General features: G+C 71.8%; 30 protein-coding genes and 1 pseudogene. 16 read left to right on the forward strand and 15 right to left on the reverse strand.

The genetic code is table 11. From position 1 onward, the window contains the following. Nucleotides 1–3 precede the first annotated feature (3 nt). From ACLJN9_RS05670 to ACLJN9_RS05685, 4 genes are all read right to left on the reverse strand, one after another. Nucleotides 4–162 (reverse strand): hypothetical protein, encoded by a 159-nt coding sequence (locus ACLJN9_RS05670; protein WP_410810002.1) that lies wholly within the window; start codon nucleotides 160–162, stop codon nucleotides 4–6. A gap of 303 nt (nucleotides 163–465) precedes the next feature. Continuing rightward, complete coding sequence (locus tag ACLJN9_RS05675; protein ID WP_410810003.1) at nucleotides 466–1,089, reverse strand: TrmH family RNA methyltransferase; 624 nt, start codon at nucleotides 1,087–1,089, stop codon at nucleotides 466–468. Between the two features lie 53 nt (nucleotides 1,090–1,142). After that, complete coding sequence (locus ACLJN9_RS05680; protein WP_410810004.1) at nucleotides 1,143–1,679, reverse strand: hypothetical protein; 537 nt, start codon at nucleotides 1,677–1,679, stop codon at nucleotides 1,143–1,145. A gap of 19 nt (nucleotides 1,680–1,698) precedes the next feature. Further along, on the reverse strand, nucleotides 1,699–2,214 hold the full coding sequence (locus ACLJN9_RS05685; RefSeq protein WP_410810005.1) for a MaoC family dehydratase: 516 nt from the start codon (nucleotides 2,212–2,214) through the stop codon (nucleotides 1,699–1,701). Between the two features lie 548 nt (nucleotides 2,215–2,762). Here ACLJN9_RS05685 and trxA point away from each other — a divergent pair. The 3 genes from trxA to ACLJN9_RS05700 all read left to right on the forward strand — a co-directional run bounded on the left by trxA (nucleotide 2,763) and on the right by ACLJN9_RS05700 (nucleotide 4,694). After that, nucleotides 2,763–3,125 carry a thioredoxin gene (trxA, locus tag ACLJN9_RS05690; protein ID WP_007455291.1) on the forward strand — a complete coding sequence of 121 codons (363 nt, stop codon included), beginning with the start codon at nucleotides 2,763–2,765 and terminating at the stop codon, nucleotides 3,123–3,125. Nucleotides 3,126–3,285: 160 nt separating this feature from the next. Continuing rightward, nucleotides 3,286–3,726, forward strand: coding sequence for a hypothetical protein (locus ACLJN9_RS05695; RefSeq protein ID WP_410810006.1), 441 nt, complete (start codon nucleotides 3,286–3,288; stop codon nucleotides 3,724–3,726). Next, complete coding sequence (locus tag ACLJN9_RS05700; RefSeq protein ID WP_410810007.1) at nucleotides 3,723–4,694, forward strand: MFS transporter permease; 972 nt, start codon at nucleotides 3,723–3,725, stop codon at nucleotides 4,692–4,694. Before ACLJN9_RS05695 ends, ACLJN9_RS05700 begins: the two co-directional genes overlap by 4 nt. On the opposite strand, the gene ACLJN9_RS05705 is transcribed toward ACLJN9_RS05700, so the two are convergent. Further along, nucleotides 4,658–5,077, reverse strand: coding sequence for a thiol-disulfide oxidoreductase DCC family protein (locus ACLJN9_RS05705; protein WP_410810008.1), 420 nt, complete (start codon nucleotides 5,075–5,077; stop codon nucleotides 4,658–4,660). The genes ACLJN9_RS05700 and ACLJN9_RS05705 overlap by 37 nt on opposite strands. 93 nt (nucleotides 5,078–5,170) lie before the next feature. Here ACLJN9_RS05705 and ACLJN9_RS05710 point away from each other — a divergent pair, with 93 nt between their 5' ends. Together ACLJN9_RS05710 and ACLJN9_RS05715 are read left to right on the forward strand one after the other, a co-directional pair. After that, entirely contained in the window at nucleotides 5,171–6,217 is a 1,047-nt protein-coding gene (locus tag ACLJN9_RS05710) for an Rv2578c family radical SAM protein (protein WP_410810009.1), read from the forward strand. 29 nt (nucleotides 6,218–6,246) lie between these two features. Then, nucleotides 6,247–6,654 (forward strand): CoA-binding protein, encoded by a 408-nt coding sequence (locus tag ACLJN9_RS05715; protein ID WP_410810010.1) that lies wholly within the window; start codon nucleotides 6,247–6,249, stop codon nucleotides 6,652–6,654. A gap of 278 nt (nucleotides 6,655–6,932) precedes the next feature. On the opposite strand, the gene ACLJN9_RS05720 is transcribed toward ACLJN9_RS05715, so the two are convergent. Further along, nucleotides 6,933–8,129 (reverse strand): acyl-CoA dehydrogenase family protein, encoded by a 1,197-nt coding sequence (locus ACLJN9_RS05720; RefSeq protein WP_410810011.1) that lies wholly within the window; start codon nucleotides 8,127–8,129, stop codon nucleotides 6,933–6,935. Between the two features lie 177 nt (nucleotides 8,130–8,306). Here ACLJN9_RS05720 and ACLJN9_RS05725 point away from each other — a divergent pair, with 177 nt between their 5' ends. Continuing rightward, entirely contained in the window at nucleotides 8,307–8,732 is a 426-nt protein-coding gene (locus ACLJN9_RS05725) for a DUF4190 domain-containing protein (protein WP_410810012.1), read from the forward strand. Nucleotides 8,733–8,755: 23 nt separating this feature from the next. Here the strand turns inward: ACLJN9_RS05725 and ACLJN9_RS05730 are convergent, their stop codons facing one another. Continuing rightward, nucleotides 8,756–9,592: an SDR family NAD(P)-dependent oxidoreductase gene (locus ACLJN9_RS05730; RefSeq protein WP_410810207.1), complete on the reverse strand. Its 837-nt coding sequence runs from the start codon at nucleotides 9,590–9,592 to the stop codon at nucleotides 8,756–8,758. A gap of 187 nt (nucleotides 9,593–9,779) precedes the next feature. Between ACLJN9_RS05730 and ACLJN9_RS05735 the strand changes: the two are divergent. Then, a pseudogene (locus ACLJN9_RS05735) lies at nucleotides 9,780–10,253 on the forward strand (DUF4190 domain-containing protein). Nucleotides 10,254–10,329: 76 nt separating this feature from the next. Here ACLJN9_RS05735 and ACLJN9_RS05740 read toward each other — a convergent pair. Beyond that, nucleotides 10,330–11,286 carry an HpcH/HpaI aldolase/citrate lyase family protein gene (locus ACLJN9_RS05740; RefSeq protein ID WP_410810013.1) on the reverse strand — a complete coding sequence of 319 codons (957 nt, stop codon included), beginning with the start codon at nucleotides 11,284–11,286 and terminating at the stop codon, nucleotides 10,330–10,332. Between the two features lie 128 nt (nucleotides 11,287–11,414). On the opposite strand from ACLJN9_RS05740, the gene ACLJN9_RS05745 reads away from it, so the two are divergent. Together ACLJN9_RS05745 and ACLJN9_RS05750 are read left to right on the forward strand one after the other, a co-directional pair. Next, a complete protein-coding gene (locus ACLJN9_RS05745; protein WP_410810014.1) occupies nucleotides 11,415–12,239 on the forward strand; it encodes an SDR family NAD(P)-dependent oxidoreductase in 825 nt (274 codons plus the stop codon). Between the two features lie 10 nt (nucleotides 12,240–12,249). Next, on the forward strand, nucleotides 12,250–12,525 hold the full coding sequence (locus ACLJN9_RS05750; RefSeq protein WP_410810015.1) for a hypothetical protein: 276 nt from the start codon (nucleotides 12,250–12,252) through the stop codon (nucleotides 12,523–12,525). Between the two features lie 35 nt (nucleotides 12,526–12,560). Here the strand turns inward: ACLJN9_RS05750 and ACLJN9_RS05755 are convergent, their stop codons facing one another. Then, nucleotides 12,561–13,517, reverse strand: a complete 957-nt coding sequence (locus tag ACLJN9_RS05755) for a DMT family transporter (protein WP_410810016.1) — start codon at nucleotides 13,515–13,517, stop codon at nucleotides 12,561–12,563. Between the two features lie 104 nt (nucleotides 13,518–13,621). On the opposite strand from ACLJN9_RS05755, the gene ACLJN9_RS05760 reads away from it, so the two are divergent. Next, nucleotides 13,622–14,335, forward strand: coding sequence for an HAD family hydrolase (locus ACLJN9_RS05760; protein ID WP_410810017.1), 714 nt, complete (start codon nucleotides 13,622–13,624; stop codon nucleotides 14,333–14,335). A gap of 97 nt (nucleotides 14,336–14,432) precedes the next feature. On the opposite strand, the gene ACLJN9_RS05765 is transcribed toward ACLJN9_RS05760, so the two are convergent. Both ACLJN9_RS05765 and ACLJN9_RS05770 read right to left on the reverse strand, forming a co-directional pair. After that, on the reverse strand, nucleotides 14,433–14,942 hold the full coding sequence (locus ACLJN9_RS05765) for a hypothetical protein (RefSeq protein ID WP_410810018.1): 510 nt from the start codon (nucleotides 14,940–14,942) through the stop codon (nucleotides 14,433–14,435). Nucleotides 14,943–15,042: 100 nt separating this feature from the next. Further along, the gene (locus tag ACLJN9_RS05770; RefSeq protein ID WP_410810019.1) at nucleotides 15,043–15,912 is read right to left on the reverse strand and encodes a PhzF family phenazine biosynthesis protein; all 870 of its coding nucleotides are present in this window, start codon (nucleotides 15,910–15,912) and stop codon (nucleotides 15,043–15,045) included. Nucleotides 15,913–15,945: 33 nt separating this feature from the next. Here ACLJN9_RS05770 and ACLJN9_RS05775 point away from each other — a divergent pair, with 33 nt between their 5' ends. From ACLJN9_RS05775 to ACLJN9_RS05785, 3 genes are all read left to right on the forward strand, one after another. Continuing rightward, nucleotides 15,946–17,232 carry a magnesium transporter MgtE N-terminal domain-containing protein gene (locus tag ACLJN9_RS05775; RefSeq protein WP_410810020.1) on the forward strand — a complete coding sequence of 429 codons (1,287 nt, stop codon included), beginning with the start codon at nucleotides 15,946–15,948 and terminating at the stop codon, nucleotides 17,230–17,232. After that, entirely contained in the window at nucleotides 17,225–17,875 is a 651-nt protein-coding gene (locus tag ACLJN9_RS05780; RefSeq protein ID WP_410810021.1) for a DUF1003 domain-containing protein, read from the forward strand. Before ACLJN9_RS05775 ends, ACLJN9_RS05780 begins: the two co-directional genes overlap by 8 nt. Before the next feature lie 88 nt (nucleotides 17,876–17,963). Next, nucleotides 17,964–19,112 (forward strand): Mrp/NBP35 family ATP-binding protein, encoded by a 1,149-nt coding sequence (locus ACLJN9_RS05785; protein ID WP_410810022.1) that lies wholly within the window; start codon nucleotides 17,964–17,966, stop codon nucleotides 19,110–19,112. Nucleotides 19,113–19,114: 2 nt separating this feature from the next. Here ACLJN9_RS05785 and ACLJN9_RS05790 read toward each other — a convergent pair whose 3' ends face one another. After that, nucleotides 19,115–19,537: a preprotein translocase subunit TatB gene (locus tag ACLJN9_RS05790; protein WP_410810023.1), complete on the reverse strand. Its 423-nt coding sequence runs from the start codon at nucleotides 19,535–19,537 to the stop codon at nucleotides 19,115–19,117. A 76-nt stretch (nucleotides 19,538–19,613) separates the two neighbouring features. Further along, on the reverse strand, nucleotides 19,614–20,948 hold the full coding sequence (locus ACLJN9_RS05795; RefSeq protein WP_410810208.1) for a S1C family serine protease: 1,335 nt from the start codon (nucleotides 20,946–20,948) through the stop codon (nucleotides 19,614–19,616). Nucleotides 20,949–21,230: 282 nt separating this feature from the next. Here ACLJN9_RS05795 and ACLJN9_RS05800 point away from each other — a divergent pair, with 282 nt between their 5' ends. Next, a complete protein-coding gene (locus ACLJN9_RS05800; RefSeq protein ID WP_410810209.1) occupies nucleotides 21,231–21,818 on the forward strand; it encodes an O-methyltransferase in 588 nt (195 codons plus the stop codon). Nucleotides 21,819–21,823: 5 nt separating this feature from the next. Here the strand turns inward: ACLJN9_RS05800 and ACLJN9_RS05805 are convergent, their stop codons facing one another. Both ACLJN9_RS05805 and ACLJN9_RS05810 read right to left on the reverse strand, forming a co-directional pair. Further along, nucleotides 21,824–23,299 (reverse strand): leucyl aminopeptidase family protein, encoded by a 1,476-nt coding sequence (locus ACLJN9_RS05805; RefSeq protein WP_410810024.1) that lies wholly within the window; start codon nucleotides 23,297–23,299, stop codon nucleotides 21,824–21,826. Between the two features lie 147 nt (nucleotides 23,300–23,446). Next, nucleotides 23,447–23,614: a DUF3117 domain-containing protein gene (locus ACLJN9_RS05810; RefSeq protein WP_007455245.1), complete on the reverse strand. Its 168-nt coding sequence runs from the start codon at nucleotides 23,612–23,614 to the stop codon at nucleotides 23,447–23,449. 190 nt (nucleotides 23,615–23,804) lie between these two features. On the opposite strand from ACLJN9_RS05810, the gene ACLJN9_RS05815 reads away from it, so the two are divergent. Then, complete coding sequence (locus tag ACLJN9_RS05815; protein ID WP_410810025.1) at nucleotides 23,805–24,623, forward strand: PaaX family transcriptional regulator C-terminal domain-containing protein; 819 nt, start codon at nucleotides 23,805–23,807, stop codon at nucleotides 24,621–24,623. A 4-nt stretch (nucleotides 24,624–24,627) separates the two neighbouring features. Further along, nucleotides 24,628–25,419 (forward strand): enoyl-CoA hydratase-related protein, encoded by a 792-nt coding sequence (locus ACLJN9_RS05820; protein WP_410810026.1) that lies wholly within the window; start codon nucleotides 24,628–24,630, stop codon nucleotides 25,417–25,419. The last annotated feature ends 3 nt before the right edge of the window (nucleotides 25,420–25,422 follow it).

The raw sequence follows: 25,422 nt of genomic DNA on the forward strand, positions 1-25,422 counted from the left end.
CGGCTAGGCGACGAGGCTGGTGAAGAAGTCGCCGAAACCCTGGGCGATGTCGACGACCCCTCCGCCGAGAGACTTGAACACATCCGCCGCCGAGTTTGGCCGGTAGGCGACGAAGAAGATCAAGAATGCGATTCCGGCCCAGGTGAGGACCTTCTTGACCATGGCGGGCCATCCTCTCGCGCGGCGCCGGGTCCCATTACCGCAGCGGCACCCAGAGTATCAGTGTGGTGTCGTACAGTGAATATCTGCGTCCGTTCTCCGTCAATCCGGGGAGGTTGTCAAGCCCTCCCGGGCAGATACGGGGACGGTGCGCCCTACACGAGCGCAGGTGACCCGCACTCGCCGGCCAGGCTATCGCATACAGCCACATTCACCGAGCCTCGCCGACGTACACGCTTCGATCGGTGCGTGAACAAGCCACAGTGGAGTTGCGTCGCCGCCGACACCGATCCTGGCGGTCGGGAGTCAGTCCGGTGGCGGGCCGGCGTGGGTCCGGATCCAGGCGTGCATGGCGATGCCGCTGGCCACGCCCGCGTTGATCGACCGCGTGGAGCCGTACTGGGCGATGGAGTAGAGCTGGGCGCAGGCGGTGCGGGCCGGTTCGGACAGGCCGGGTCCCTCCTGGCCGAACAGGAGCACGCACTCCCTCGGCAGGGTGCCGGTCTCCAGCGGGCGCGAGCCGGGCAGGTTGTCGATACCGAACACCGGCAGCCCCCGCTCGCCCGTCCAGGCGACGAACTCCTCGATCGTCTCGTGGTGCCGGACGTGCTGGTAGCGATCGGTCACCATGGCTCCGCGCCGGTTCCACCGTCGCCGTCCGACGATGTGCACCTCGGCGGCGAGGAACGCGTTCGCGTTGCGGACCACGGTGCCGATGTTGAAGTCGTGCTGCCAGTTCTCGATGGCGACGTGAAAACCGTGCCGGTGCAGGTCGAGGTCGGCGACGATCGCCTCGCGCCGCCAGTAGCGGTAGCGGTCGACCACGTTGCGCCGGTCCCCCTCGGCCAGCAACTGCGGGTCGTAGCGCGGGCCGTCCGGCGGGTGCCCCGGCCAGGGGCCCACGCCCACTTCGAGCTGGTCGTCGGTCACGGTCATCAGAGGGTACGGGCACGGCCGGCGCTCGCCGCGACGGCCCGCCGGGTTCAGCCCAGCCCGAGCGCGCCGCCGAGCCGGTCCAGGAAGCGCCGGTCGGCCGGGCTGGCCGGCCGGCTCGCCGGACGCTCGCCGGCCCGGGGCGCCGCTCGGCAGACCCGGGCCGCCACCGACTGCACCCACTGCCGGTACGCCGCTGAGTCGGCGGGATCGGCCCGCCGGTGCAGGACCCGGGACGCCGCCCGGCAGGCAGCCAGCAGATCAACCAGGTCGGTGAGGCGCTCGGCGGGCTCCGGGGTGCCGTCGTGGCGGGCGTAGATCGCGGCGACCACCGCGCGGACCAGATCGCTGTCGAACGCCCTGCCGGCGGCCAACGCGTCCAGGCCGGCCAGGCCCGCCAGAACGCCCCGCTCCGGGCGACCGGGGCCGGGTGCGGCGGCGGCCACGAGAACCCGACCGGGCAGGCTGGTGAGCAGGTCCCACTCGGAGGCGGAATAGACAGCGGTTGTCAGGGGTGCGGCTCGGCGGCCGGCAGAGGGCGGCTCTCCCGCGACGGAGTGGCTCATCGGAACCTCCGGCGCCAGCATATGCCCCGGAACGTGCCGCTCAGCGGGGCTCGGGGAAGCTGGGCCGCTCCGGATCCACTCCCTCGGGCACGGCGCTGGCCGCGTACTCCCGTTTGGGAACCATCACCTTGCGCCGGAACACGCAGACCATCGTGCCGTCCTGGTTGTAGCCGCGGGTCTCCACCGACACCACACCCCGGTCGGGCTTGGAGCCGGACTCCCGCTTGTCGAGCACGGTGGTCTCGCCGTAGACGGTGTCGCCGTGGAAGGTGGGCGCCACGTGCCGCAGCGACTCGACCTCCAGGTTGGCGATGGCCTTACCACTGACATCCGGCACCGACATGCCCAGAAGCAGCGAGTAGATGTAGTTGCCGACCACCACGTTGCGCTTGAACTGGCTGGCCGTAGCGGCGTAGTGCGCGTCCATGTGCAGCGGGTGGTGGTTCATGGTGAGCAGGCAGAAGAGGTGGTCGTCGTACTCGGTGACGGTCTTGCCCGGCCAGTGCCGGTAGACCGCGCCGACCTCGAACTCCTCGTAGTAGCGGCCGAACTGCATCCTGGTCCCCTTCGACGGGCGGCGATGGAGTTCGGCACAGCATGCCTTACCGGTGGTTAAGGCGACTGCGGGGGCGCGAGCCCGGCGGAAATGTCACACCGGTCACGTGCACGGGGGGAGACGCAATGAGCGGCGGGGCCCTCCCCGGCACCCGCCGCCCACGCTCTGATGCGGTGAATTCTGCCCTACGGCAGCGTAGGTTCAACAGAGACCGGCGTCACATTTATTCTTTTGTAACACTACTCTCGGTAGTCGGACGCCGGTTGATCAGCGATCTCCGCAGGCCCGATACCTCCTTGTCAAGGGTCAAGTTACCGATTCGTAGCGCTCAATCGCGTGGATCTTCCTGGAAGCGCTCCCATTACGGCTGGTCACGCAAGTGCGTCATGCACTTGCGTTCCGCACACCGCAACGGACAGACGTCAATCGATGACCCTTGGTGCCGCCGGGCAGCCCCGGGCACGTTTCGTGCCCCACCGCCCGGGAATTGGATACGGTCAGCCCTGGTTCTACGGGACGTAGATAAACCGCGGTGATCGGAGAGTGCAATGGCAACCGTTGAGCTGACCTCGACGAACTTCGACGAGGTGACCGGCAACGACGGCATCGTCCTGGTCGACTTCTGGGCCGACTGGTGTGGTCCGTGCAAGCGGTTCGCCCCCGTCTACGAGCGCTCCTCGGAGAAGCACCAGAACATCGTCTTCGGCAAGGTCGACACCGAGGCGCAGCAGGAGCTGGGCGCCAAGTTCGACATCCGGTCGATCCCGACGATCATGGCGATCCGCGACGGCGTCATCGTCTTCGCCCAGCCGGGCGCCCTCCCCGAGTCCGCGCTGGAGAACCTGATCGAGCAGGTCGAGGCACTGGACATGGACGACGTCCGCAAGCAGCTGGCCGAGCACAACCACTGAGCCGTCCTCGACGGCACGAAAGGCCGGGCCCCGACGTGGGGCCCGGCCTCCTTCGTGACCGCTCACCTGCACGGAGTCGTCACGTCGCCGACCCGGGCAACCGGATCTGACCATCGGACGGACCCGGCGCGGCCGGTACATCCCGTATCGTCACGACCTGATGGAGAACCTGACCACCCGCGGCCGCACCACCCGGCTGGGCGTGACCGCACTCGCCCTCGTCCTGCTGCTCGTCGGCACCCTCTGGGGCAACGATGACGACTTCCCGTTCGGCCCGTTCCGGATGTACTCCACGTCCAACCCGCCGAACGCACCCGCCCCGGACACTCGCGTGGAGGGGGTGACCAGCACCGGCGCCGTGATCGACCTCGACCAGGACGCGACCGGCATCCGCCGAGCCGAGATCGAGGGTCAACAGGACCGCTACGCCGCCGACCCGGCGCGGCTCGCCGAGGTCGCCGACGCGTACGCCGAACGCCACCCCGACGCCCCCGCGCTGGTCGAGGTCCGCATCGTCACCCGCTGGCACGGCATCCGCGCCGGCCGGCCGACCGGGCGGCATACCGATGAGACAGTGGTCCGCTGGCAGGCGCCCCGATGACCAGCTGGCTGACCGAGGCGGTGCCGCGGGGCCGGGTGGCCGCCTTCCGGACACTGATCTACCTCTTCGTGGCCGCCGACCTGGTGGTCTTCACTCCCTGGGTGCGCACCCGGGCCAGCGTGCCCGGTGAGCTGTACCAACCGCTGCTGGTCGGCCGGATACTGCCGCTGCCCACACCGACCCCGGCCCTCGTGGCGGTGATCTTCTGGGCGCTGCTGCTGCTCGCCCTGCTCGCCGCGACCGGACGGGCGCCCCGACTGCTCGGCTGGTCGGTCTGCGCGCTGTACCTGGAGTGGATGATCATCGCGATGAGCTACGGAAAGGTCGACCACGACCGTTTCGGGCTGCTCGTCGCGCTGGCCGTGCTGCCCACCGCGGGTCGGGCGCGACACGGTGACACCACCCGCACCGAAGCCGGCGGCTGGGCGCTGCGAGTCACCCAGATCGCGGTGATCTGCACGTACTTCCTGGCCGCCTGGGCCAAGCTGCGCTTCGGCGGACTGGACTGGTTGACCGGCTCGGTGCTGGCGCGGGCCATCATCCGCCGCGGCACCGACTTCGCCGACCTGATCGCCCAGGTGCCGTACCTGCTGATCGTCGCCCAGTTCGGCATCGTGGCCTTCGAGCTGTTCAGCCCGGTGGTCTTCCTGCTGCCGGCCCGCTGGCGAGGAGCCATGGTCGGCTTCTTCTACTCGTTCCACGCGGTGACCATCGCGACCATCACCATCTCGTTCGCCCCGCACCTGGCCGCGATGACCAGCTTCCTGCCCCTGGAACGGGTCCGCCCGCTGGTGTGGGCCCGCCGGCTCGCCGGCCACCGCGGGCCGGCCGAGGAGGACGCGGGGCCCCATCCCGACGACGTCGACACGGTGCCGGCCCAGCCGTCAGTCGCAGTGCCGCCGTCGGCGGCCGGGCGGACTCCGGTGGTCGATCAGGCGCCGGTGGTGGGGCGACCGGTCGGACCGTAGAGGCGTTCCCGGGCCTCCTGGGGCAGTGCGCAGGCCGCGGTGCCGCCCGGCAGCCGGTGCCGGTTGCGGGCAACCCGGCGGTACGCCGGCCACGCCGCCGCCCGGGCCGGGGGAAATCGCAGGCCAGCGCCGGCCACCCGCCACAGCGGGCCGCTGTCGCCCAGCAGCTTGGCGATGGCGTCCGGGCCGGCCGCCCGGGAGCCGTCCGCGCCTACCCACTGCACGGCCTCCTCGCACTCGTCGGCGGTGAGGCCGAGCGCGTCCAGGTCCGCGAACTGCCACGGCACCACCCTCGCGCCGGTGGGGATCCGGCGCTCGATGAACTCCGCGCACCGCGTGCAGAACGCGCAGTCCCCGTCGTAGACGAAGGTCGACGTCTTCATGGCGTCCATCCTCTCTCCACGACGGTCGAACCGGGGCACCGGTGTCCGGCGGGTCACTTGCGTGATGCTCGTACACGTGTTCGAATAGTGCCCATGCGCTGGGACAACCTCACCGCTCCCCCGGTTGAGGGAGACCCCGAGCGGGCAGCGCCAGCGACGCCACCCCTGCCGCTGGCGCTGCCCGGCGCCGTCGTCCGCACCTTCGACACCCCCGAGTTCGCCGGGATGACCTTCTACGAGGTGCAGGCCAAGTCCATCCTCAACCGGGTGCCCGGGCAGTCCCGCGTCCCGTTCGAGTGGACCGTCAACCCCTACCGGGGCTGTTCCCATGCATGCGTCTACTGCTTCGCCCGAAACACACACACCTACCTCGATCTCGACACCGGCGCGGACTTCGACCGGAAGGTGATCGTCAAGGTCAATGCTGGCGAGCTGGTCCGGCGCGAGCTGGCCGCGCCGAAATGGCGGGGTGCGCACGTGGCGATGGGCACCAACGTCGACTGCTACCAGCGCGCCGAGGGCCGCTACCGACTCATGCCGCAGATCATCGCGGCGTTACGCGACTTCGCCAACCCGTTCTCGATCCTGACCAAGGGCACGCTGATCCTGCGGGACCTGCCACTGCTGCGCGAGGCCGCCGAGGTGACCAGGGTCGGCATCTCCTTCTCGGTGGGCTTCGTCGACGAGCAGCTCTGGCGTGGCGTCGAGCCGGGCACACCGCACCCACGCCGCAGGCTGGACGCGGTCCGGGCGCTCGCCGACGCCGGCTTTTCCGTGGGGGTGTTGATGGCCCCGATCCTTCCCGGGCTGAGCGACAGTGACGAGTCGATCGACGCGACCGTGTCGGCGATCGCCGCCGCCGGGGCGGCCAGCGTGACGCCCCTGGCCCTGCACCTACGGCCCGGCGCCCGGGAGTGGTACGCGCACTGGCTGGCCCGGGAGCATCCGCACCTCGTGCCGCGCTATCGCGAGCTCTACCGGGCCGGCTCCTACGCCCCACAGGCGTACCAGCGGGAGCTGACCGCGCGGGTGCGGATCGCGGCCCGCCGTCATGGGCTGCACCGCGCCGAGTCAGGCGACAACCGAAGCCTGCCCGAGCCACCACCGCCGCCCACCGCTGAGCAGCTGACCCTGCTGTGACGCAGGGGCGGCGGCGCTACAGTCGGCGGGTGCGTAGCGCTCAGCAGATCCTCGCCGACTCCGCCGTGATCGCCGTCGTGGGCGCGTCCCGCGACCCGCGCAAGGCCGCGCACGGCGTGCCCTTGCAGATGCAGCGGTACGGCTGGCGCATCATCCCGGTCAACCCGACCGTCGACGAACTCTTCGGAGAGCGGGCGTACCCGACGCTGGCCGACATTCCGCACCCCGTCGACCTGGTGGACGTGTTCCGGCCGGCGGTCGACGCCGTGCAGGTCGTCCGGGACGCGGCGACGATCGGTGCCCCGGCCGTCTGGTTGCAGCTGGGCATCGTCTCGGCCGAGGCGCGGCGGATCGCCGAGGAGGCCGGTATGGACTACGTCGAGGATCGTTGCCTCATCGTCGAACGCGCCGCCGCCAACCTGACCCGCCTCGGCTGAGCGCGCCCCACGGGACGCTGCGGCCGTGTTCATCCTCGGCCGCGCCGTCGTCGGGCGACCGGCCGTGGCCGCGTCGGCTGCTGGCCCTGCCCGGTGGCGGCGGTCAGCGGGTTCTGGGTAGGCCAGGGCCGGCTGGCCCTCGCGGTCCTGGCCGAGACACTCCTGCCGCGGACCATGGCGGGACACAAGCGTGATGCCTCTGAGTCATTTTGATGCCTCAGGGGCATCACGCTCGCGACCGACCCCACCCCCACAGGCCGCGCCGCGGCAGGTGTGAGTCAGAGCTTGTACTCCTTGAGCAGGCCACGGGAGATGATGGTCTTCTGGATCTCCGAGGTGCCCTCGCCGATGAGCAGGAACGGGGCCTCCCGCATCAGCCGCTCGATCTCGTACTCCTTGGAGTAGCCGTAGCCGCCGTGGATGCGGAACGCGTCCTGGACCACCTCGGCGCAGTATTCGGACGCGAGCAGCTTGGCCATCCCGGCCTCGACGTCGTTGCGCTGGCCGGCGTCCTTGAGACGGGCGGCGTTGACCATGAGGGCGTGCGCGGCCTCGATCTTCGTGCCCATCTCGGCCAACTTGAAGGCGATGGCCTGGTGCTGGGCGAGCGGCTGGCCGAAGGTCTTGCGCTGCTGGGCGTAGCCGACCGCCAGCTCGAAGGCGCGGATGGAGATGCCGCAGGCGCGGGCGGCGACGTTGACCCGGCCCACCTCGATGCCGTCCATCATCTGGTAGAAGCCCCGGCCCACCCTGTCGGCGCCGCCGAGGATCGCCGAGTCGGGCACGCTCACGCCGTCGAGCACCATCTCGGTGGTCTCGACGCCCTTGTAGCCCATCTTGTCGATCTTGCCGGGAATGGTCAGCCCGGGCGCGGTCTCGCCGAAGCCCGGCTCCTTCTCCAGCAGGAAGGTGCTCATGTTGCCGTACACCGACTCGGCGCCGGTGTCGGTCTTGACCAGGGTGGCCACCACAGAGGAGTACGCGCCGTTGGTCAGCCACATCTTCTGCCCGTCGAGCACGTAGCGGTCGCCGTCGCGGACCGCCCGCGTCTTGATGGCCGAGACGTCGGAGCCGGTCTCGGGCTCGGACATGGAGAACGCGCCGCGCACCTCGCCGGTCACCATCTTCGGCAGCAGCCGGGCCTTCTGCTCGGGCGAACCGTGCTGCGAGATCAGGTAGGCCACGATGAAGTGCGTGTTGACGATGCCGGAGATCGACATCCAGCCCCGCGACAACTCCTCCACCACCAGCGCGTAGGTGAGCAGCGACTCGCCCAGCCCGCCGAACTCCTCGTCGATGGTGAGACCGAACAACCCCATCTCGCGCATCCCGTCGAGGATGTCGGTGGGGTACTCGTCGGCGTGCTCCAGCCGTTGCGCGTGCGGGATGATCTCCTTGTCGGCGAACTCCCGGACCGTCTCCAGGATCGACCGCTGCACATCGGTCAGGCCGGGCGTCTGGGCGAGTCGGGCCATCTCAGCCTCCGGGGATCAGCGCACTACTGATGGGTAACTGAACGCTCGGTCAGTATCGGCCTCCGGGGCCGCCGCGGCCAAGGTAACCAGTCCACACAACCGCTGTGAAAAGGTTCACCGCTGCGGGTAGCGTCCGGCAAGAGGGACTTTTCCGGCACCGGCAGGAGGAGGACAGCCGTGAGCTACCCGCCGCCGTCGGGACCGCCGGCAGACGAGCAGCCGCCGTCACCCTACGAGCCACCCCGGGACCAGTCGCCGTACGGGCAGCAGGGGCCGCACCAGTCGGCGCACTGGGGACAGCAACCTCCGTACCCTCCGCAGGGCCCCTACGGTCAGTACGGGCCTCCGCAGACCGGACCGGGTCGGGGCACCAACGTGCTGGCGATCCTGTCGCTGGTGTTCGCCTTCGTGGTCCCGCCGGCCGGTGCAGTCCTCGGGCACGTGGCCAAGCGGCAGATCCGCGCCAGCGGCGAGGAGGGCGACCAGCTCGCCACCTGGGGGCTGATTCTCGGCTACGTCTTCACCGGCATCACCGTGCTGGCCTGCTGCGGCTGGTTGGCCCTGCTTCTCGTTCACAACAACGGCACCACCGGCGGCTACTGAGCGGGCCGACGCACCGGACCGAATCAGCGGAACCGGGCCTCACGGACGCTGTTGCCGCCGTCCACCACCAACATCTGCCCCGTGATGTAGGACGCGGCCGGCGAGCAGAGGAAGCTGATCGCGGCGGCCACCTCGTCCGGAGTGCCCGGCCGACCGACCGGTGTGCCCAGCCCCTGCTTGATCTCGGCCATGGTGGACGCCGCGGTGTAGATGGTGCCGGGCGCGACGGCGTTCACGGTCACCCCGTCGGCGATCATCTCCATGGCCAGCGCCCTGGTCAGGCCGACCACCCCGGCCTTCGCCGCCGCGTACGCGGCCTCGGTGGGCAGCGCGTTGACCGGGCCGGCGGTGGCCGCCAGATTGACGATCCGTCCCCAGCCCCGCTCGGCCATCCCGCCGATGAAGGCCCGGCTGCACAGGAACGCGGTGCTCAGGTTGCGGTCGATCTCGCCACGCCACTCGTCGTAGGTCAGCTGTGCGACCGGCCGCAGCACTCCCTGGCTGGCCCGGCTGGCCAGGCCGGCGTTGTTGACCAGCACCTCGACGTCACCCAACTGCTCGGCGACCGCGTCGGCCAGCGCGCCGACCTCGGACTCGTCGGTCAGGTCCGCGACGAAACCGGTCACCCCCAGCTCGCCGGCCCGCTCGTGGATGCGCCGGGTGGTGGAGACGATGGCCACCCGAGCACCCAGGTCGGCGAGCCTGCGGGCCGTGGCGTACCCGATGCCGTCCGGGCTGCCCGCCCCGGTCACCAGGGCGACCCGCCCGTCGAGCCGCATGGTCACCGGGTCGGCGAGCGCCACCGGCTCGTCCGGGCCGGAGGCGCCGGCGGGCGGTGCGGCACGGCCGCGCCGGGCCACGCCCGGGCGGCTGACGTCCCGCCTGGGTCGACTGCCGGATCGGTCCGCGGCGCGCGCCTCGTTTGCCATGCCTGGATCCTGCCCGTTGCGACCGGCCCGGGGCAACGCGGCACCCGGTAGCGGGGGCATCGGGTTTCGCCGTCGCTGGCTACCCTGACGGGCGCAACCGACGTGACGGAGAGTTCGCATGACCGATCCCCCACCGCCCGGCGGCTGGCCCGATCCCACGTGGTCGGGTCCGCAGTCGAGCCCACCGGTGGACCCGACCCTGGTGGCCGGCCCTCCGGTGCCAACCCAACCCGGCCCGCCGCCCATGCCCGGGTACGCGCTTCCCGGGTACCCGCCGCCCGGCTATCCGCCGCCGTACCCCGGCTACGGCTACCCGACCCCGCCCAAGACCAACGGAATGGCCATCGCGGCGTTCGTGCTGGCCCTGGTCGGCATCACGTCCTGCCTCACGGCACCGGTCGGTGCGATCCTCGGTCATGTGGCCCGCAAGCAGATCCGGGTCAGCGGCGAGGGCGGTGACGGAATGGCGAAGGCAGCCATCATCATCGGCTAGATCTTCACCGGACTGTTGGTGCTGCTGATCGTCGCCTACGCCGCCGCGATCATCTACGGGGTCGTTTCGGGCATCCGCGAGGACGGCAACAGCTACTGATCAGTGCGCGGGCCGGCGTACCGCCGGTTGTCGGGACGGGACGACGGCTCGCGGCGGCCGTCGCCGCCCGCGGTGCTCACTGCGCCGGCGGGGTGAACGACGAGGTACGGCTCATCCCGGCCGCCCGGCCCTTGGCGGCGATCACCAGCGCCATCTTGCGGGACGCCTCGTCGATCATCTCGTCGCCGAGCATCACCGCGCCGAGTCGGCCGCCGGCCTCCGAGGTGTAGTGCTGGTAGGCGTCGAGGATCAGCTCGGCATGGTCGTAGTCGGCCTGCGCCGGCTGGTAGACCTCGTTGGCGGCGTCGATCTGGCCCGGGTGCAGCACCCACTTGCCGTCGAAGCCGAGCGCCGCGGAACGCCTGGCCACCTCGCGGAAGCCGTCCACGTCGCGGATCTGCAGGAACGGGCCGTCGATGGCCTGCAGGTCGTGCATCCGGGCGGCCATCAGGATCCGCATCAGGATGTAGTGGTACGGGTCGCCCGGGTAGTCCGGGATCAGGGCGCCGACCACCAGCGACTTCATGTTGATGGACGCCATGAAGTCGGCCGGGCCGAAGATGATGGTCTCCACGCGCGGTGAGGCGGCGGCGATCGCGTCCACGTTGACCAGACCGGCGGCGTTCTCGATCTGCGCCTCGATGCCGATCCGGCCGACCTCCAGGCCGAGCGTCCTCTCGATCTGGGTCAGCAGCAGGTCCAGCCAGTGCACCTGCTCGGCGGTCTGCACCTTGGGCAGCATGATGCAGTCCAGGTTCGCGCCGGCGCCCTCGACCACCTCGATGACGTCCCGGTAGGTCCACGAGGTGGTCAGGTCGTTGACCCGTACCACCCGGGTCTTGCCGGCCCAGTCACCCTCGTTGAGCGCGGCCACGATGTTCTTGCGCGCGTCCGGCTTGGCCAGCGGGGCGACGGCGTCCTCCAGGTCGAGGAAGACCTGGTCGGCCGGGAGTCCCTGCGCCTTGCCGAGCATCTTGACGCTGGAACCCGGTACGGCGAGGCAGGACCGGCGGGGACGACCGACAGCGGTCATGGAGGCGCTCCTTCCAGCGTCCGGCGGGCACGCCGACGCCACCTGGCGACAGATCCGGAAACTTAACGATCCCAAAGGGCGGGGTGACGCCACGGTAACCTCGCGCCATGACCGGGGTGAATGGACCTGTGGAAGATCTCACTGAGCGTCGACTGGTGGTGGTGACCGGGGCCAGCTCCGGCATCGGGTTGGCGGCCGCCGTGAACCTGGCCTGCCGTGGTGACCGGGTGGTCCTGGTCGGTCGAGATCCGGCACGGTTGCAGGCCGCGGCGGAACGGGTGCGGGAGACCTCCGGCGAGCGCCCGGAGTTGTTCCGGGCCGACTTCGCCGTGCTCGACGACGTACGTGGGCTCGCCGAGCGGCTGCGGGACGCGTACGACCGGATCGACGTGCTGGTCAACAATGCGGGCGCGATCGCGCTGCAACCACTCGTCACCGTCGACGGCTTCGAGCTGTCGATCCAGGCCAACCACCTGGCCCCGTTCCTGCTGACCAATCTGCTCGCCGACCGGGTGGGCCGGATGGTGGTGACCGCCTCCGGTGCGCACCGCTTCGGCGCGCTCGACCCGGACGACCTGAACGCGCCACTGCGCGGCTACAAGCCCATGGGCGCGTACGGCACCAGCAAGCAGGCGAACATCCTGTTCACCGCCGAGGCGGCCCGCCGATGGCCGGGCACCCCGGCACACAGCTTCCACCCCGGCGTGGTGCGCACCCGGTTCGCCAACGACAGCCGGCTCGTCGCCCTGGGCATGCGGTTCCTGCCGTTCCGCAGCCCGGAGAAGGGTGCCGAGACCCTGGTCTGGCTCGCCAACCAGGACCCGACCCGGCTGGTCGGCGGTGGCTACTACGCCGACCGTCGACTGCGCCGGCCGTACCGCAAGGCCGTCGACCAGCAGCTCGCCGCGCGGCTCTGGGCGGCGAGCGCCACGGCCGTCGGCATCACTGGCTAGCCTGGCCGCCATGCTGACCCTTGTCGCACTCGTCGAGTTCTCCGCCGGAGCCGAGGCCACCGGGCAACGATACGAGGACACCGTGCTGGCCCTGCTCAGCCGGCACCATGGTCGGCTGGAACGACGGCTGCGCGGCACCGACGGGCAGGCCGAGGTGCACGTGATCCAATTCGACGGCCGGGCCGGGTACGAATCGTTTCTCGCCGACCCGGAGCGGGCGGCGCTGCGTGACGCGCTCGGCGAGTCCGCACCGACCACCAGGGTCATCGAGGTCCACGAAGTCTGACCGTCCGCGGCCGGAGGCATCGCCCTGCACCGCCGTCAGTCGGCCAGCGGCGCCGGGTCCGCCGGCAGTGGCGTGGGCGTGGCCCGGCGGCCGGCCCGGGCGCCGCCGAGCACCACCACCGAGACTCCGATCAGCAGCAGCGCCATTCCGAGCAGCGCGTACGGGCGGGGCAGTTGACCCAGCCAGACCCAGGCGAGAAGGGCGGCGCCGGGGACCTCCAGCAGGATCAACACGCTCACCGTGGTCGCCGAGATCTTGTGCAGGGCGTAGTTGAACATCGAGTGCCCGAGCAGTTGGGCGCCCGCCACCAGGGCCAGGATGGCCAGCCACGTGCGCCCGTCGAAGCCCGTCGTCCGTACGCCGCCGAGCAGGCAGACCACCAGCAGGATCAGCGCGCAGACCCCGTAGCAGATGGTGGTGTAGGTGGCGGTGCTGATGCTCGCTCGGGCCCGCTCTCCGAAGGCGGTGTAGACGGCTGCGAACATGCCCCCGGCCACCGCGAGCAGGTCACCGGCCACGGCCCGCCCCGAGATGCCCACGTCCGCTCCGGTGGCGATCACCGCACCGCCCACGGCCACCGCGATGCCGATCCACACCACCCGGGGCAGCCCTCGGCCCTGGGCGCGGGCGATCAGCCCCTGCCAGACCGGCTGGGTGGCGCCCAGGGCGGTGGCCGTTGCGACCGCGGTGAGCTTGGCGCTCGGCATCCAGGTGGCGAAGTGCGCGGCCAGGGCGACCCCGGAGAGGACGCAGAACAACCCCTCCCGCCGGCCCACTCCCACGGTGAGTCTGCGGAACTCGGCGCGGCGCCGGGCCAGCGAGAAGGGGCCCAGCACGGCCACCGCGAGCATGTTGCGCCAGAACGCGATGGCCAGCGCGGGAGCGGCGGCATAGGCGATCAACGGTGCGGACGACGACACGGCGACCACGGCCAGGCCGACAGCGCCGGTGGTCAGCGGATCCAGGGGCGGGCGAGGTGAAGGAGTGGGCACGGGAAGCAATCCTCACACGTCGACAGCGACCACATACCGTCAGCACTCCGTTACGATCACGCGGTCCCGCCGCCGACCCTCGACCGCCCGGAGGCGTTGCCCCCATGCACAGCTACCAGGCGGTGCTGTTCGACTTCTTCGGCACGCTGACCCGTTCGGTGCAGCGGGGCACCGCGCACGTCGGCACCGCCGAGCTGCTGGGGTGCCCCACCGACACGCTGATCGAGGTGCTGAACCGCACGTACTACGAGCGGGCCACCGGTCGGTTCGGCAACGCGGAGGCGACCCTGCGCTGGGTGTGCGCCCAGGCCGGCGTAGACCCGAGCGACCGTGCGTTGCGCGCGGCGGTGGCGTCCCGGCACCGGGCGGTACGCGCGGACACCAGGCTGCGGGACGACGCGGTGCCCGTGCTGGCGGCGCTGCGCCAGCGCGGCCTGCGCACCGGTGTGATCAGCGACTGTACGCACGAACTGCCGGCCTTCCTACCCCAGTTGGCGGTGGCACCCCTGCTCGACGTGCGGGTCTTCTCCGTTCAGGTCGGACGGTGCAAACCGGATCCGGCGCTCTACCTGGCCGCCTGCCAACGCCTGGGGCTGGCGCCCGCGGACTGCCTGTACGTGGGCGACGGCGGCAGCCAGGAACTGACCGGCGCCGAGCGGGCCGGAATGACAGCGGTCCGGCTGGCCGCACCCGACCTCGGTGAGCACATGGTGTTCAACGCCGACCTGGACTGGCGGGGGCGGGTGCTCGATGGGCTGGCGGAGGTGCTCGACCTCGTCGACGCCGAGGTCGTGGCGGCCGGCGGCCGGTCCGGTTGAGCGTGCCGGCCACCGGCGGAACGACCGGCGGGCACGCCGGCACCTGCGGCGAAGCCGGGCCAGGTTGTCGTGGTTGCCGCACGCGTGGGCGGTCGGGTCAGCGGCGGCGGACCCGGTGCAGGCGGAACGGCTTGCGGGTGGCCCGGACGGCCGGGGTTTCCCGCGGAGTCTCGGCCTGCGCGTCGGCCGGCAGGTCGGGGCCGGCCAGAGGCGTACCGGCCGGGGCGAGCCGGTTCACCGCGCAGCCGTCGGCGGCCCACCGGGCCACCAGGTCGGCGGTCGGGCCGGTCGCGTTCAGCCGCTTGCCCGCCACCAGCGCCGCGGTGGTGTCCCACGCCCCGGTGCCCGGCTGGAGCCGGGTGACCCGGGCCGGCCAGGTGACAATCCGACCGCCGTGGTCGCCACGCAGGGTGACCTGCGCCTCGGTCGCGTCAGCCAGACCGGGCGCGGCCTGCTCGCCGGGCCCGCTGACCACGTACAGCGCGCCCTCCAGGGGGGCGCACCAGAGCGCCAACGCCGGCCCGTCGGACACCCTGACCCAGGCCACCGCGGCCTTCTTCATCGCCTCGTCCACCAGCGGCGTCGAACCCTGAGCGTCGTCGGTCACATCCGCATCCTGCCGCACCTCGACGGTTGACGGGTGGGTCGGTTGTCAACAGGGGACCCCCGCTCTACCGCAACCGTTGGCAGGCAGCCCTTCTCACACCTCAGCCGACGAAGGGCGGCACGGCGATCTCGCCGCGGGCCACCTGCATCACCTGGCCGGCGACGGTCGCGCCGATCGCCGCGCCGTTCGCCGCGGTGACCGTGCAGGCCAGCGCCGACGGACGGTTCATCTCCACGCCCTGGCGCACCGCGTAGTGGGACAACCCCTCGCCGGGCAGCAGGCCGCCGGCCACCAGCCAGACGCCCAGGCCGAGGGCCGCCGAGCCGGTCGCCGGGTCCTCCGGTACGCCGAGGCCCGGCACGAAGACCCGGACGTGGGCCGTTTGCGTGGCCCCGTCCCAGGAGAAGACGCTGACGTGCGCCACCCCGTACCGCTCCGCCGCCACCGGGTTCAGTCGCGCCCGGGCCACCGACTCCGGCCGCACCGGCAGGTACGGGAACTCGAGCCCACAGCCGGCGACGCGCGGTGCGGGCCCGGCGTGGTCGTCCGCGGCCAGCCCCACGATCTCCAGCAGCGGCTCCAGGTCCAACTCGGGGCCGAGGGTGACGCTGCCGCCGGTCAGCGTCGCCCCGGACGCGGTCACCTCGATCGGCAGCACGCCGGCACCGCACTCCTGAGTGACCTGCCCCACACCGAACATCCCCCGCCGGCTCGCGGTGACCGCCGCGCCGACGCTGGGGTGCCCCGCGAACGGCAGCTCCTCGACCGGGGTGAAGATCCGGGCTCGGTAGGTGGCACCGAACTGGGTCGGCGGCAGCACGAACACCGTCTCGGAGAGGTTGAACTCCACCGCGAGCGCCTGCATCTGCTCGGTGGCCAACGCCTCCGCTCCGAACACCACGGCCAGCGGGTTGCCGGCGAACGGGCGGTCGGTGAAGACGTCCACGATCTCGTAGGCCAGGGTCGACATGTTGATAAACACTAGGCGCTTAGGCTGGTGCCCGTGAGCACGCCGACCCGGGTCTACATCGCCCGCCTCGCCGGAGTCGCCGTCTTCGACCCGAACGGTGACCAGGTGGGCCGGGTTCGCGACGCCGTGGGCCGGTTGCGGGCGACCAAGCGTCCCCCGGAGGTCGTGGGCCTGGTCGCCGAGATGCCGATGCGTCGCCGGATCTTCCTGTCCATCAACCGGATCACCTCCATCGACGCGGACGCCGTCGTGCTCGGCTCCGGCACCCTCAACCTGCGGCGCTTCGAGAAGCGCCCGAACGAGCTGTTGGTGCTCCAGGAGCTGCTGGACCGCCGGGTGCAGCTCGAGCCGGGCGGCCAGCCCGGCTCGGTGGTGGACGTCGCCATGGAATGCGCCCGGGGCGGCGAGTGGTCGCTCACCCGGGTCGCGGTCCGCGAGCAGACCAACCGGCTGACCCGTCGGGGCCACCTGCACCAGGTGGAGTGGGACCGGGTGCGCGGGCTCAGCGGCATCGCCGACAACCGGGGTACGGCGAACCTGCTCGCCGTTCTCGAGGACATGCGCCCGGCGGACCTGGCCAACGCCTTGCAGGATCTGCCCGACGCGCGACGCAACGAGGTCGCGGCGGCGCTGAACGACGAGCGTCTCGCCGACGTGCTCAGCGAGCTGCCGGAGCACGACCAGGTGGAGATCCTCGCCGCGTTGGACCGGGAACGGGCCGCCGACGTGTTGGAGGAGATGGACCCGGACGACGCCGCGGACCTGCTCAACGAGCTGCCCCCGCCGGAGCAGGACGTGCTGCTGGACCTGATGGAACCGGACGAGGCCGACCCGGTGCGTCAGCTGCTCAAGTACACGCCCGGCACGGCGGGCAGTGTGATGACCTCGGAGCCGGTCATCCTGCCGCCGGATGCCACCGTCGCCGAGGCACTGGCCCGGATCCGGGAGCCACAGCTCTCACCCGCCGTCGCCGCCCAGGTCTTCGTGACCCGGGCACCGCAGAACACCCCGACCGGCCGCTACCTGGGCATGGTGCACTTCCAGTCGCTGCTGCGCGAGCCGCCGGCCGACCTGCTGGGCAAGGTGGTGGTCAACGACATCGATCCGCTGCGTCCGACCACCCCGCTTCCGGAGATCACCCGTCGGATGGCCACCTACGACCTGGTCGCCATGCCGGTCATCGACCGGAACAACCGGTTGGTCGGCGCCGTGACGGTGGACGACGTGCTGGACCATTCGCTGCCGCCGGACTGGCGGGATCGTGACGCCCTGGGCGCAGCGGGAGCCACCGACCCGGTGCTGGACGGCGCGGATGGCTGACCAGCGGCGGTCGGAACGGCTCGACCAGCCACGCGAGCCCCGACGCCTCAAGCTGCCCCGGTTCGACGCGGAGGCGTTCGGCCGATGGTCGGAGAGCATCGCCCGCGGCATGGGCACCGCGAACTTCATCGTCGTCATGACGGTGGTGATCGCGATCTGGTTCGGCTGGAACACGCTGGCCCCGGCGGCCGTGCGCTTCGACCCGTACACGTTCACGTTCCTCACCCTGGTGCTGTCGTTGCAGGCCAGCTACGCGGCGCCGCTGATCCTGCTGGCGCAGAACCGGCAGGCCGACCGGGACCGGGTGGCGCTGGAGGAGGACCGGCGACGGGCCACCGCGCAGAAGGCGGACACCGAGTACCTGGCGCGGGAGATCGCCTCGCTGCGGATCGCGCTGGGCGAGGTCGCCACCCGGGACTTCCTCCGCTCCGAGCTGGCCCGGCTCGCCGAGGAGCTGGACGAGGCGGGACAGCGCCGGCAGCGGTTGGAGCGCCGCCAGCAGGAGAAGGCCGGCCGGCAGGAGAGGCGCGGCAAGCGGCCGTCCGACGGTGCGGGGTTGAGCGAGCCCCGCGACGACCTGGACGGCGACTTCGCCCACGGCACCCGGCCGGACGGCATCGGACACCGCCCGCAGGACGGCTGAGCCGGGGGCCGGCGACCGGCCATCGACTGGCTCACACCGTTGCCGGGCAGCGGCCGAAGCGGATGCCCCGCGACGTAGCATTGCGGGCATGTCAGCACCCGTCAGCACCGTCGAGGACGCCATCCAGGCCGCCCTGGCCACCGTCAACGACCCGGAGATCCGCCGGCCCATCACCGAGCTGGGCATGGTGCGCTCCGCCACGATCGGTGCCAGCGGTGTCGTACGGGTCGAGCTGCTGCTCACCGTCGCCGGCTGCCCGCTGAAGGACAAGCTGCGTACGGACATCACCGCGGCCGTCGCCGCGGTGCCCGGGGTGACCGGTGTGGAGATCGACTTCGGTGTGATGAGCCCGGAGCAGCGGCAGTCGTTGCAGTCGCAACTGCGCGGTGGCGGCGCCAGCGAGGAGCCGGTCATCCCGTTCGCCCAGCCCGGCTCGCGCACCCGCGTGTACGCGGTGGCCAGCGGCAAGGGCGGCGTCGGCAAGTCGAGCGTGACGGTCAACCTGGCGGCGGCGCTGGCCGCCCGTGGGTTGGCAGTGGGCGTCGTCGACGCCGACATCTATGGCCACTCGGTGCCCCGGATGCTCGGCGCGGACGGCCGACCGACCCGCGTCGAAGACATGATCATGCCGCCGCAGTCGCACGGCGTGAAGGTGATCTCGATCGGCATGTTCACCTCCGGCAACGCCGCCGTGGTGTGGCGCGGCCCGATGCTGCACCGGGCGTTGCAGCAGTTCCTGGCCGACGTCTACTGGGGTGACCTGGACGTGCTCCTGCTCGACCTGCCCCCGGGCACCGGCGACGTGGCCATCTCGCTGGCCCAGTTGCTGCCCAACTCGGAGATCCTGATCGTCACCACCCCGCAGACCGCCGCCGCCGAGGTGGCGGAGCGGGCCGGGTCGATCGCCCTGCAGACCCACCAGCGGGTGGTCGGCGTCATCGAGAACATGTCCTGGCTGGAGCTGCCGGACGGCTCACGGATGGAGATCTTCGGTGCCGGCGGCGGTGCGGCCGTGGCCGAGTCGCTGAGCCGGACCATCGGCGCGCAGGTGCCGCTGCTCGGGCAGATCCCCCTGGACACCCGGATCCGGGAGGCCGGCGACGCCGGCAACCCGATCGTGCTGGCCGAGCCGGAGTCGCCGGCCGCGCAGGCACTCGGCACGATCGCCGACCGGCTCGCGCTACGCCGTGAGTCACTGCTCGGCAAGCCGCTCGGTCTCAAGCCCGCCGGTCGCTGAGCTCAGGTGGCGTCGTCGTAGCTGGCCCGGGGGGCCGGCGCCGACGGGGTGCCGGTGGCCGTCCCGGACCGGTTCCGGCTCGACCGTGGGTCCGCGGCGTTGGCCACGTCCTTCAGCTCGTCGTGCACGCCGCTGACGTCCGCGCGCAGGTTGTCGTAGACGCCCTGCAACGGTCTGCGGATCGCGGCCTCGTCCTCCTCGCTGAGGAGGTGCTTGCGGATGAAGGCCTTCGGGTGCAGATCCTCCAGCTGGATGTCGGTGCCCAGCTCCCGGCTGAGGTCACCCGTTGCGCTGCGGGCCATGTTGCGCAGGTTGCGCACGAGCCGCAGGCCATCCGTGATGACTCCGGGCAGCCGCTCACCGAAGATCAACAGCGCCAGGAGCAGCAGCGCACCGATTTCCCACCAGTTCAGGTTGTCGAGCATCCCGCGGGCCTCCTCTCGGCGTCAGCAGCAAGACTACGCACGCCGAACGGTTTTCGGGCAGGGGGTTGACCGCAGTTCACTTGGCGTCCGCGGCCAGGGTCACCGACGTGTTCTGCCGGTCGGCGCCCCGCCGGAACTCGACGGTGACCACCGAGCCGGGCGCGAACTTGCGAACCAGGGCGATCAGGTCGGTCGGCTCGGTCATCGGTCGGCCGTTGAGCTTCGTGATCACGTCGCCGACCCGCAACCCGGCGGCGGCCGCCGGCCCGGACGGCTCCACGGCGGCCAGCCGTACGCCCCCGCCGGCCCCCGCGCCCGGGCCGCCGACCTGTGCGCCGATCACCGTCCGCCGGGCCTTGCCGGTGCCGATGATGTCCTGGGTCACCCGCTTGGCCTGATTGATCGGGATGGCGAAGGCGAGGCCGATGTTGCCCGCCTCCTGCCCCTCGGCCACCAGTGACTTGATGGTGGAGTTCACGCCGACCACCCGCCCGGCGCCGTCGACCAGCGGGCCCCCGGAGTTGCCGTGGTTGACGGCGGCGTCGGTCTGGATCGCCGCGTAGTAACGCACCGGGCCGCCCGGGTCCCCGGCCTGCATCGTCCGGTCCAGCGCGCTGACGATGCCGGCGGTGACGGTGTTGGCCAGCGAGAGCGGTGAGCCGATCGCCAGCACCGGGTCGCCGACGGCCAGTGCGTCGGAGTCACCGAACTCGACCGGCCGCAGCCCCGTGCGGTTCACCTTGATCACCGCGATGTCCGACTCCGGGTCCTGACCGACCAGGGTCGCCGGCGCGGAGCTGCCGTCGTTGAAGATCACCGAGGCCTTGCCGTTTCCGCCGGCCACCACATGGTCGTTGGTGATGACATGGCCGTCCGCGCTGGCGATGAAGCCGGAGCCCTCACTCGTTCCTCCGAGGCTGCTCACGCGCACCGTGACCACGCTGGGCAGGACCCGTTCGGCCACCCCGGCCAGCGACTCCGGCTTGCGTTGAGCCAGCGCGGGTGCCTGCGCCGGCGCACCACCGAGCACCGTACCGCTGGCCCCGCCCCGCACCGCGAAGGCGTAGCCCAGCGCGCCACCGAGGGTGCCGGCCAGCAGGGCGGTGATCACGGGGATGAGCAGAAGCTGGCGCAACGTCGGCCGGCCGGGGGCGTCCGGGTCGGTGACCGGCTCGGGTTCGGTGCCGGCGACCACCACCGCGGGCACCACCACCGCGGCCGGTGCCGCCGGGTCCCGCCACGGGTCGGCGAGCGCGTCGGACCACCACGGCGAGGTTTCGGACGCGCTGCCGGCCCCCGGCACGGCCGGCGACCCCGTCGGCGGGGACCCTGCCCCGGACGGGATTGCCGGAGCCGGAGTCTCACCGCCCCGGCGCCAGTCCCAGCCGTCGGTCACGTAGGTGCCTCCCAGTCCGTCCCCGGATCCCGCGCCGCACCGCCCGGCCACGGATCGGCGCGGTCGCGGCTGACGGGATACCGCCTCCAGGATTGCACGGATGCGCGCGGTGGAGTCAGCGGTTGCCCCCGGTGATCGTGGAGGGCGGAGGCGCGGCTGCGCCCCGCGACGGTCGCCTCTACGCTCACAGTGCCAACCCGCCCCCGCACCACGCACCGCCCCCGGAGGTGCCCCATCGCCACGGTCGCCGGTTCCGGCAGTTCGACGATCCAGGCTCAGCAGTTCGCCGAGTCGTACGTGACCGAGGATCTCGTCCTGCGTACCGCCCGCAGCCTGGCCCACGAGGTGGGCCTCGACGCGGTCACCCCCGGCGCGGGGGCGGCGCTGCGGCTGCTGGCCGCCGCCGGTAACGCCCGGGCGGTGGTCGAGATCGGCACCGGAACCGGGGTGAGCGGGGTCTGGCTGCTGCGCGGCATGCGCGCCGACGGCGTGCTCACCACCATCGACGTGGAGGTGGAGCACCAGAGGATCGCTCGGAGGATCTTCACCGAGGCCGGCTACGCGGCCGGTCGTACCCGGATCATCACCGGTCGCGCGTTGGACGTGCTCCCCCGGCTCGCCGACGGGGCGTACGACCTGGTCTTCGTGGACGCCGAAGCGACCGGCTTCCACGCCTGCGTGGAGGCCGCACTGCGGCTGCTGCGCCCCGGGGGCGTGCTGGCGCTCAACGGCATGCTGGCCGGTGGCCGGATCGCCGACCCGGCCGCCCGGGACGCGGAGACGGTGACGGTCCGCGAGACGATCAAGGCGGTCCGGGAGTCGGAACACTGGATCCCCGCGCTGCTACCCGTCGGTCACGGGGTGCTCGCCGCGGTGAAGTGCTGACCCGGTCAGTTGACGCTGGCCAGCCAGCGCAGCAGTGAGCGGACGCCCCAGCCGGTCGCGCCGCGGCTGACCTCGGCCTGGTCGCCGTCCGCCCACGACGGGGCCGACATGTCCAGGTGCAGCCAGCGATCCCGCAGCTCGCCGGTGAACTCGCGCAGGTAGAGCGCGGCCAGCACCGAGCCGGCGCCCTGCGTGGGCGCGCTGTACAGGTCGGCGATCTCGCTGCCCAGGTACTCGACGTAGTCGGTGTGCAGCGGCATTCGCCAGGCCGCCTCGCCGGCCGCCTCGGCCGCGGCCAGCACGTCGGCAGCCAACTGGTCGTTCTCGGTGTACAGGGCGGCTGTGCGCTTGCCCAGTGCCACCGCGTTCGCGCCGGTGAGGGTGGCCAGGTCGAGCAGCAGGTCCGGTGCGAGTTGCTGCACCGCGTACGCCAGGGCGTCGGCGAGGACCAGCCGGCCCTCGGCGTCGGAGTTGGTCGTCTCGCTGGTCGTCCCGCCGTAGTGGCGGATGACGTCGCCGGGGCGGAACGCCGAGCCGCTGACCATGTTCTCGGCCAGCGGGGCCAGCGTGGTGACCCGGACCGGCAGCCGCAGCGCCGCGGCGCCGAGGGTCGCCGCGACGACCGCCGCCGCGCCGGCCATGTCCTTGCGCATCAGCTTCATGGCCGGCACCGGCTTGATCGAGATGCCGCCGGTGTCGAAGGTGATGCCCTTGCCGATCAGCACCACGTGGGTACGTGCGTCGGCGGGGTGCCAGTCCAGTTCGACGAGGCGTGGACCGCTGGCGGAGCCGCCTCCCACGGCGAGGATCCCGCCGAAGCCCTCGGCTGCCAACTCGGCCGGGCCACGGACCCGTAGGCGCAGGTCGGGCAGGTCGGCTGCGGCGGAGGCCACCTGGTCGGCGAACCACTCCGGGTTCTTGACCGAGGACGGGGTGTTGGTGAGGTCGCGGGCGAGGTGGGTCATCGCGGCGGTCGTCCGGGCCGTGGCGATGGTGGTCTCGTGCGCGGCCGGATCGGCGAGCAGGAGGTCGACCTCGCTGAGCGCGGGCGCGGTCCCGGCGTCGGTCATCCGGAACCGGTACGAGGCGAGCAGCAGCCCTTCGGTCAGCCCGCGGACGGCTGCCGGGGTGACGTCGGCCGGCAGCATGATGGTGACGTGCGTCTCATCGGCGGCGGAACGGGCCAGGGCCGCGCCAGCCGATCGCCAGGACGCCTCGCCACCGTCGCCGACACCGAGCAGCAGCAGCCGGCCGGGTGTACGCCCGGGGCGCAGCTGGGTGCGGATCTCTCCGGCCCGACCGCTCAGCCGGGCGACCGGCGCCAGCGCGGCGGCCTCCTCGGCGGTGCCGTCCGGGGGCGCGACGGCGGTGGGCACCGGTTCGGCGTCGGTGTTGTCGCCGACTGCCTGCTCGGCGGGACGAACGGGTAACACGAGGACGTCGGCCCGCTCGGGCTCGGCGATCAGTCGGATGGCGAGCACGCGGGACCGTACCTCCAGGAAGGTGTCGGGAAGCGGGACCGGACCCGCCTGTACGCAGGAATGAAGTCCCTGAGCCACCGGCGACGCCGGTGGCTCAGGGACCGGGGAACGGTCCGGGCGGTGCACACCGCCCGGATCACTCCCCACTCAGCCGGCCGCTGCCTTCAACGCGTCACCGAGCGCGTTGGCCTCGTCGGGAGTCATCTCGACGACGAGCCGGCCACCGCCCTCCAGCGGGACCCGCATGACGATGCCCCGACCCTCCTTGGTGACTTCCAGCGGACCGTCGCCCGTCCGCGGCTTCATCGCCGCCATGTTGTCTCCCCTCAGACCTACACCAGGGTCGGTGGGTTGCCCCACAGCCACTTCGTCACGACCACCCGCAACGCTCACGGGGGTGTCGACTGACGATTTTCCCTGATGAACACCGCCGGACCCAAACCGGAGCAGCATTGATGTAACAGCATCTAGCTTATCTTGAGAAGGCCTGTCACAATGTGCGGTCATGCAGGCACGGTCGGCACTCTTCGACCTGTACGGCGACCACCTCCGGCCGAGGGGTGGCCGGGCACCGGTCGCCGCCCTGGTCAAGCTGTTGGCGCCGTTGGGAATCGCGCCGCCGGCCGTTCGCACCGCCGTGTCCCGGATGGTGCGTCAAGGCTGGCTCGACCCGCTCCGACTGGCATCCGGGCCGGGATATTCGATCACACCGAAAGCCGCCCGCCGGCTGGACGAGGCAGCGGCCCGGATCTACCGGACCGGCCGGGTCAGCTGGGACGGCCGGTTCGATCTGCTCGTCCTGGACGCGCCGGGTTCCCGGCGGGACCGGCAGCGACTCGCCGCCAATCTCAGCTTCCTCGGCTACGGCACGCTCGACGAGCAGACCTGGGTGGCCACCCGGCCCGCCGAGGACGTCGACCTGCTGCTCGCCGAGGCCGGTGTCCGGTTCGAGCGGTTCACCGCCTCGCACTTCGCCGGCACCCCCGGTGCGATGGGCGTCGTCCGCCGGGCCTGGGACCTGCACGAGATCGGCCGCGCCTACGAGCGGTTCGTCGCCGACCAACGTCCGCTGCTCGGCGCGGTCACCGTGCGCAGCACCGACGAGGAGGCGTACGCCGCCCGGTTCCGACTCGTGCACGCGTGGCGTACCTTCCTGTTCCGGGATCCGCAGCTGCCCCCGGCGCTGCTGCCCGAACGCTGGCCCGGCACCGCCGCGGCCACCTTCTTCGACCGGCACGCGGCCCGCCTGCGTCCGGCCGCCGACCGGTACGTCGAGCAGTGCCTCGACGCTGGTAACCGCATCGTCCGACAGAAGGGTCGTTAGACACGTGACCGAGCCGTTGCTGGTCGACCGGACCGATGCCGTCGTCACCCTCACGCTCAACCGACCGAACGCCATGAACGCGCTCGACGTGGCGCTCAAGGAGGCGCTGCGCGACGCCCTGGCAGAGTTGGAGACCGACCGGTCCTGCCGGGCGGTCGTGCTGGCCGGCGCGGGCGGTTCGTTCAGCGCCGGCCAGGACCTGCGCGAGCACGTGGCGACGCTGCAGGGCAACACGGGCAACCCGCTGGACACCGTGCGGGCGCACTACAACCCGATCGCCGCCCGGCTGGCCAACCTGCCCAAGCCGGTGGTCGCCGCCGTCCGGGGAATGGCCGCCGGGGCGGGCGCCTCACTGGCCTTTCTCGCCGACATCCGGATCGGCGGGCCGTCCACGAGCTTCCTGATGGCCTTCGCCAAGGTCGGCCTCGCCGCGGACACCGGCGCCTCCTGGACGCTGCCCCGACTGGTCGGCCACGCCAAGGCGGTGGAGCTGCTGATGCTGGCCGAGCCGGTCCGCGCCGAGGAGGCCTGCCGGCTGGGGCTGCTCAACCGGCTGACCGACGACGACGAGCAGGTGCTGCCAGTCGCACAGGAGCTGGCCGCCCGGCTCGCCGCCGGCCCGACCGTCGCGTACGGCGCCATCAAGCGGCAGCTTTCCATCGCCGACGCCGGCACCCTCGCCGACGCGCTGGCCGCCGAGGCGCAGGCGCAGGCGATCTGCGGCGTCACGACCGACCACCGGGCAGCCACCCTCGCCTTCGTCGGCAAGCAGAAACCGGTCTTCGAGGGACACTGAACG

It is taken from the genome of Micromonospora sp. 067-2 (assembly GCF_046549295.1).
Lineage (GTDB): Bacteria > Actinomycetota > Actinomycetes > Mycobacteriales > Micromonosporaceae > Micromonospora.

Coding starts and splice junctions, on each gene's coding strand:
- ACLJN9_RS05750 (WP_410810015.1), top strand. CDS start 12,250: ATGCTGACCCTTGTCGCACTCGTCGAGTTCTCCGCCGGAGCCGAGGCC.
- ACLJN9_RS05780 (WP_410810021.1), top strand. CDS start 17,225: ATGGCTGACCAGCGGCGGTCGGAACGGCTCGACCAGCCACGCGAGCCC.
- ACLJN9_RS05695 (WP_410810006.1), top strand. CDS start 3,286: ATGGAGAACCTGACCACCCGCGGCCGCACCACCCGGCTGGGCGTGACC.
- ACLJN9_RS05685 (WP_410810005.1), bottom strand. CDS start 2,214: ATGCAGTTCGGCCGCTACTACGAGGAGTTCGAGGTCGGCGCGGTCTAC.
- ACLJN9_RS05815 (WP_410810025.1), top strand. CDS start 23,805: ATGCAGGCACGGTCGGCACTCTTCGACCTGTACGGCGACCACCTCCGG.
- ACLJN9_RS05710 (WP_410810009.1), top strand. CDS start 5,171: ATGCGCTGGGACAACCTCACCGCTCCCCCGGTTGAGGGAGACCCCGAG.
- ACLJN9_RS05810 (WP_007455245.1), bottom strand. CDS start 23,614: ATGGCGGCGATGAAGCCGCGGACGGGCGACGGTCCGCTGGAAGTCACC.
- ACLJN9_RS05705 (WP_410810008.1), bottom strand. CDS start 5,077: ATGAAGACGTCGACCTTCGTCTACGACGGGGACTGCGCGTTCTGCACG.
- ACLJN9_RS05760 (WP_410810017.1), top strand. CDS start 13,622: ATGCACAGCTACCAGGCGGTGCTGTTCGACTTCTTCGGCACGCTGACC.
- ACLJN9_RS05740 (WP_410810013.1), bottom strand. CDS start 11,286: ATGACCGCTGTCGGTCGTCCCCGCCGGTCCTGCCTCGCCGTACCGGGT.
- ACLJN9_RS05720 (WP_410810011.1), bottom strand. CDS start 8,129: ATGGCCCGACTCGCCCAGACGCCCGGCCTGACCGATGTGCAGCGGTCG.
- ACLJN9_RS05670 (WP_410810002.1), bottom strand. CDS start 162: ATGGTCAAGAAGGTCCTCACCTGGGCCGGAATCGCATTCTTGATCTTC.
- trxA (WP_007455291.1), top strand. CDS start 2,763: ATGGCAACCGTTGAGCTGACCTCGACGAACTTCGACGAGGTGACCGGC.
- ACLJN9_RS05790 (WP_410810023.1), bottom strand. CDS start 19,537: ATGCTCGACAACCTGAACTGGTGGGAAATCGGTGCGCTGCTGCTCCTG.
- ACLJN9_RS05770 (WP_410810019.1), bottom strand. CDS start 15,912: ATGTCGACCCTGGCCTACGAGATCGTGGACGTCTTCACCGACCGCCCG.
- ACLJN9_RS05785 (WP_410810022.1), top strand. CDS start 17,964: ATGTCAGCACCCGTCAGCACCGTCGAGGACGCCATCCAGGCCGCCCTG.
- ACLJN9_RS05680 (WP_410810004.1), bottom strand. CDS start 1,679: ATGCTGGCGCCGGAGGTTCCGATGAGCCACTCCGTCGCGGGAGAGCCG.
- ACLJN9_RS05700 (WP_410810007.1), top strand. CDS start 3,723: ATGACCAGCTGGCTGACCGAGGCGGTGCCGCGGGGCCGGGTGGCCGCC.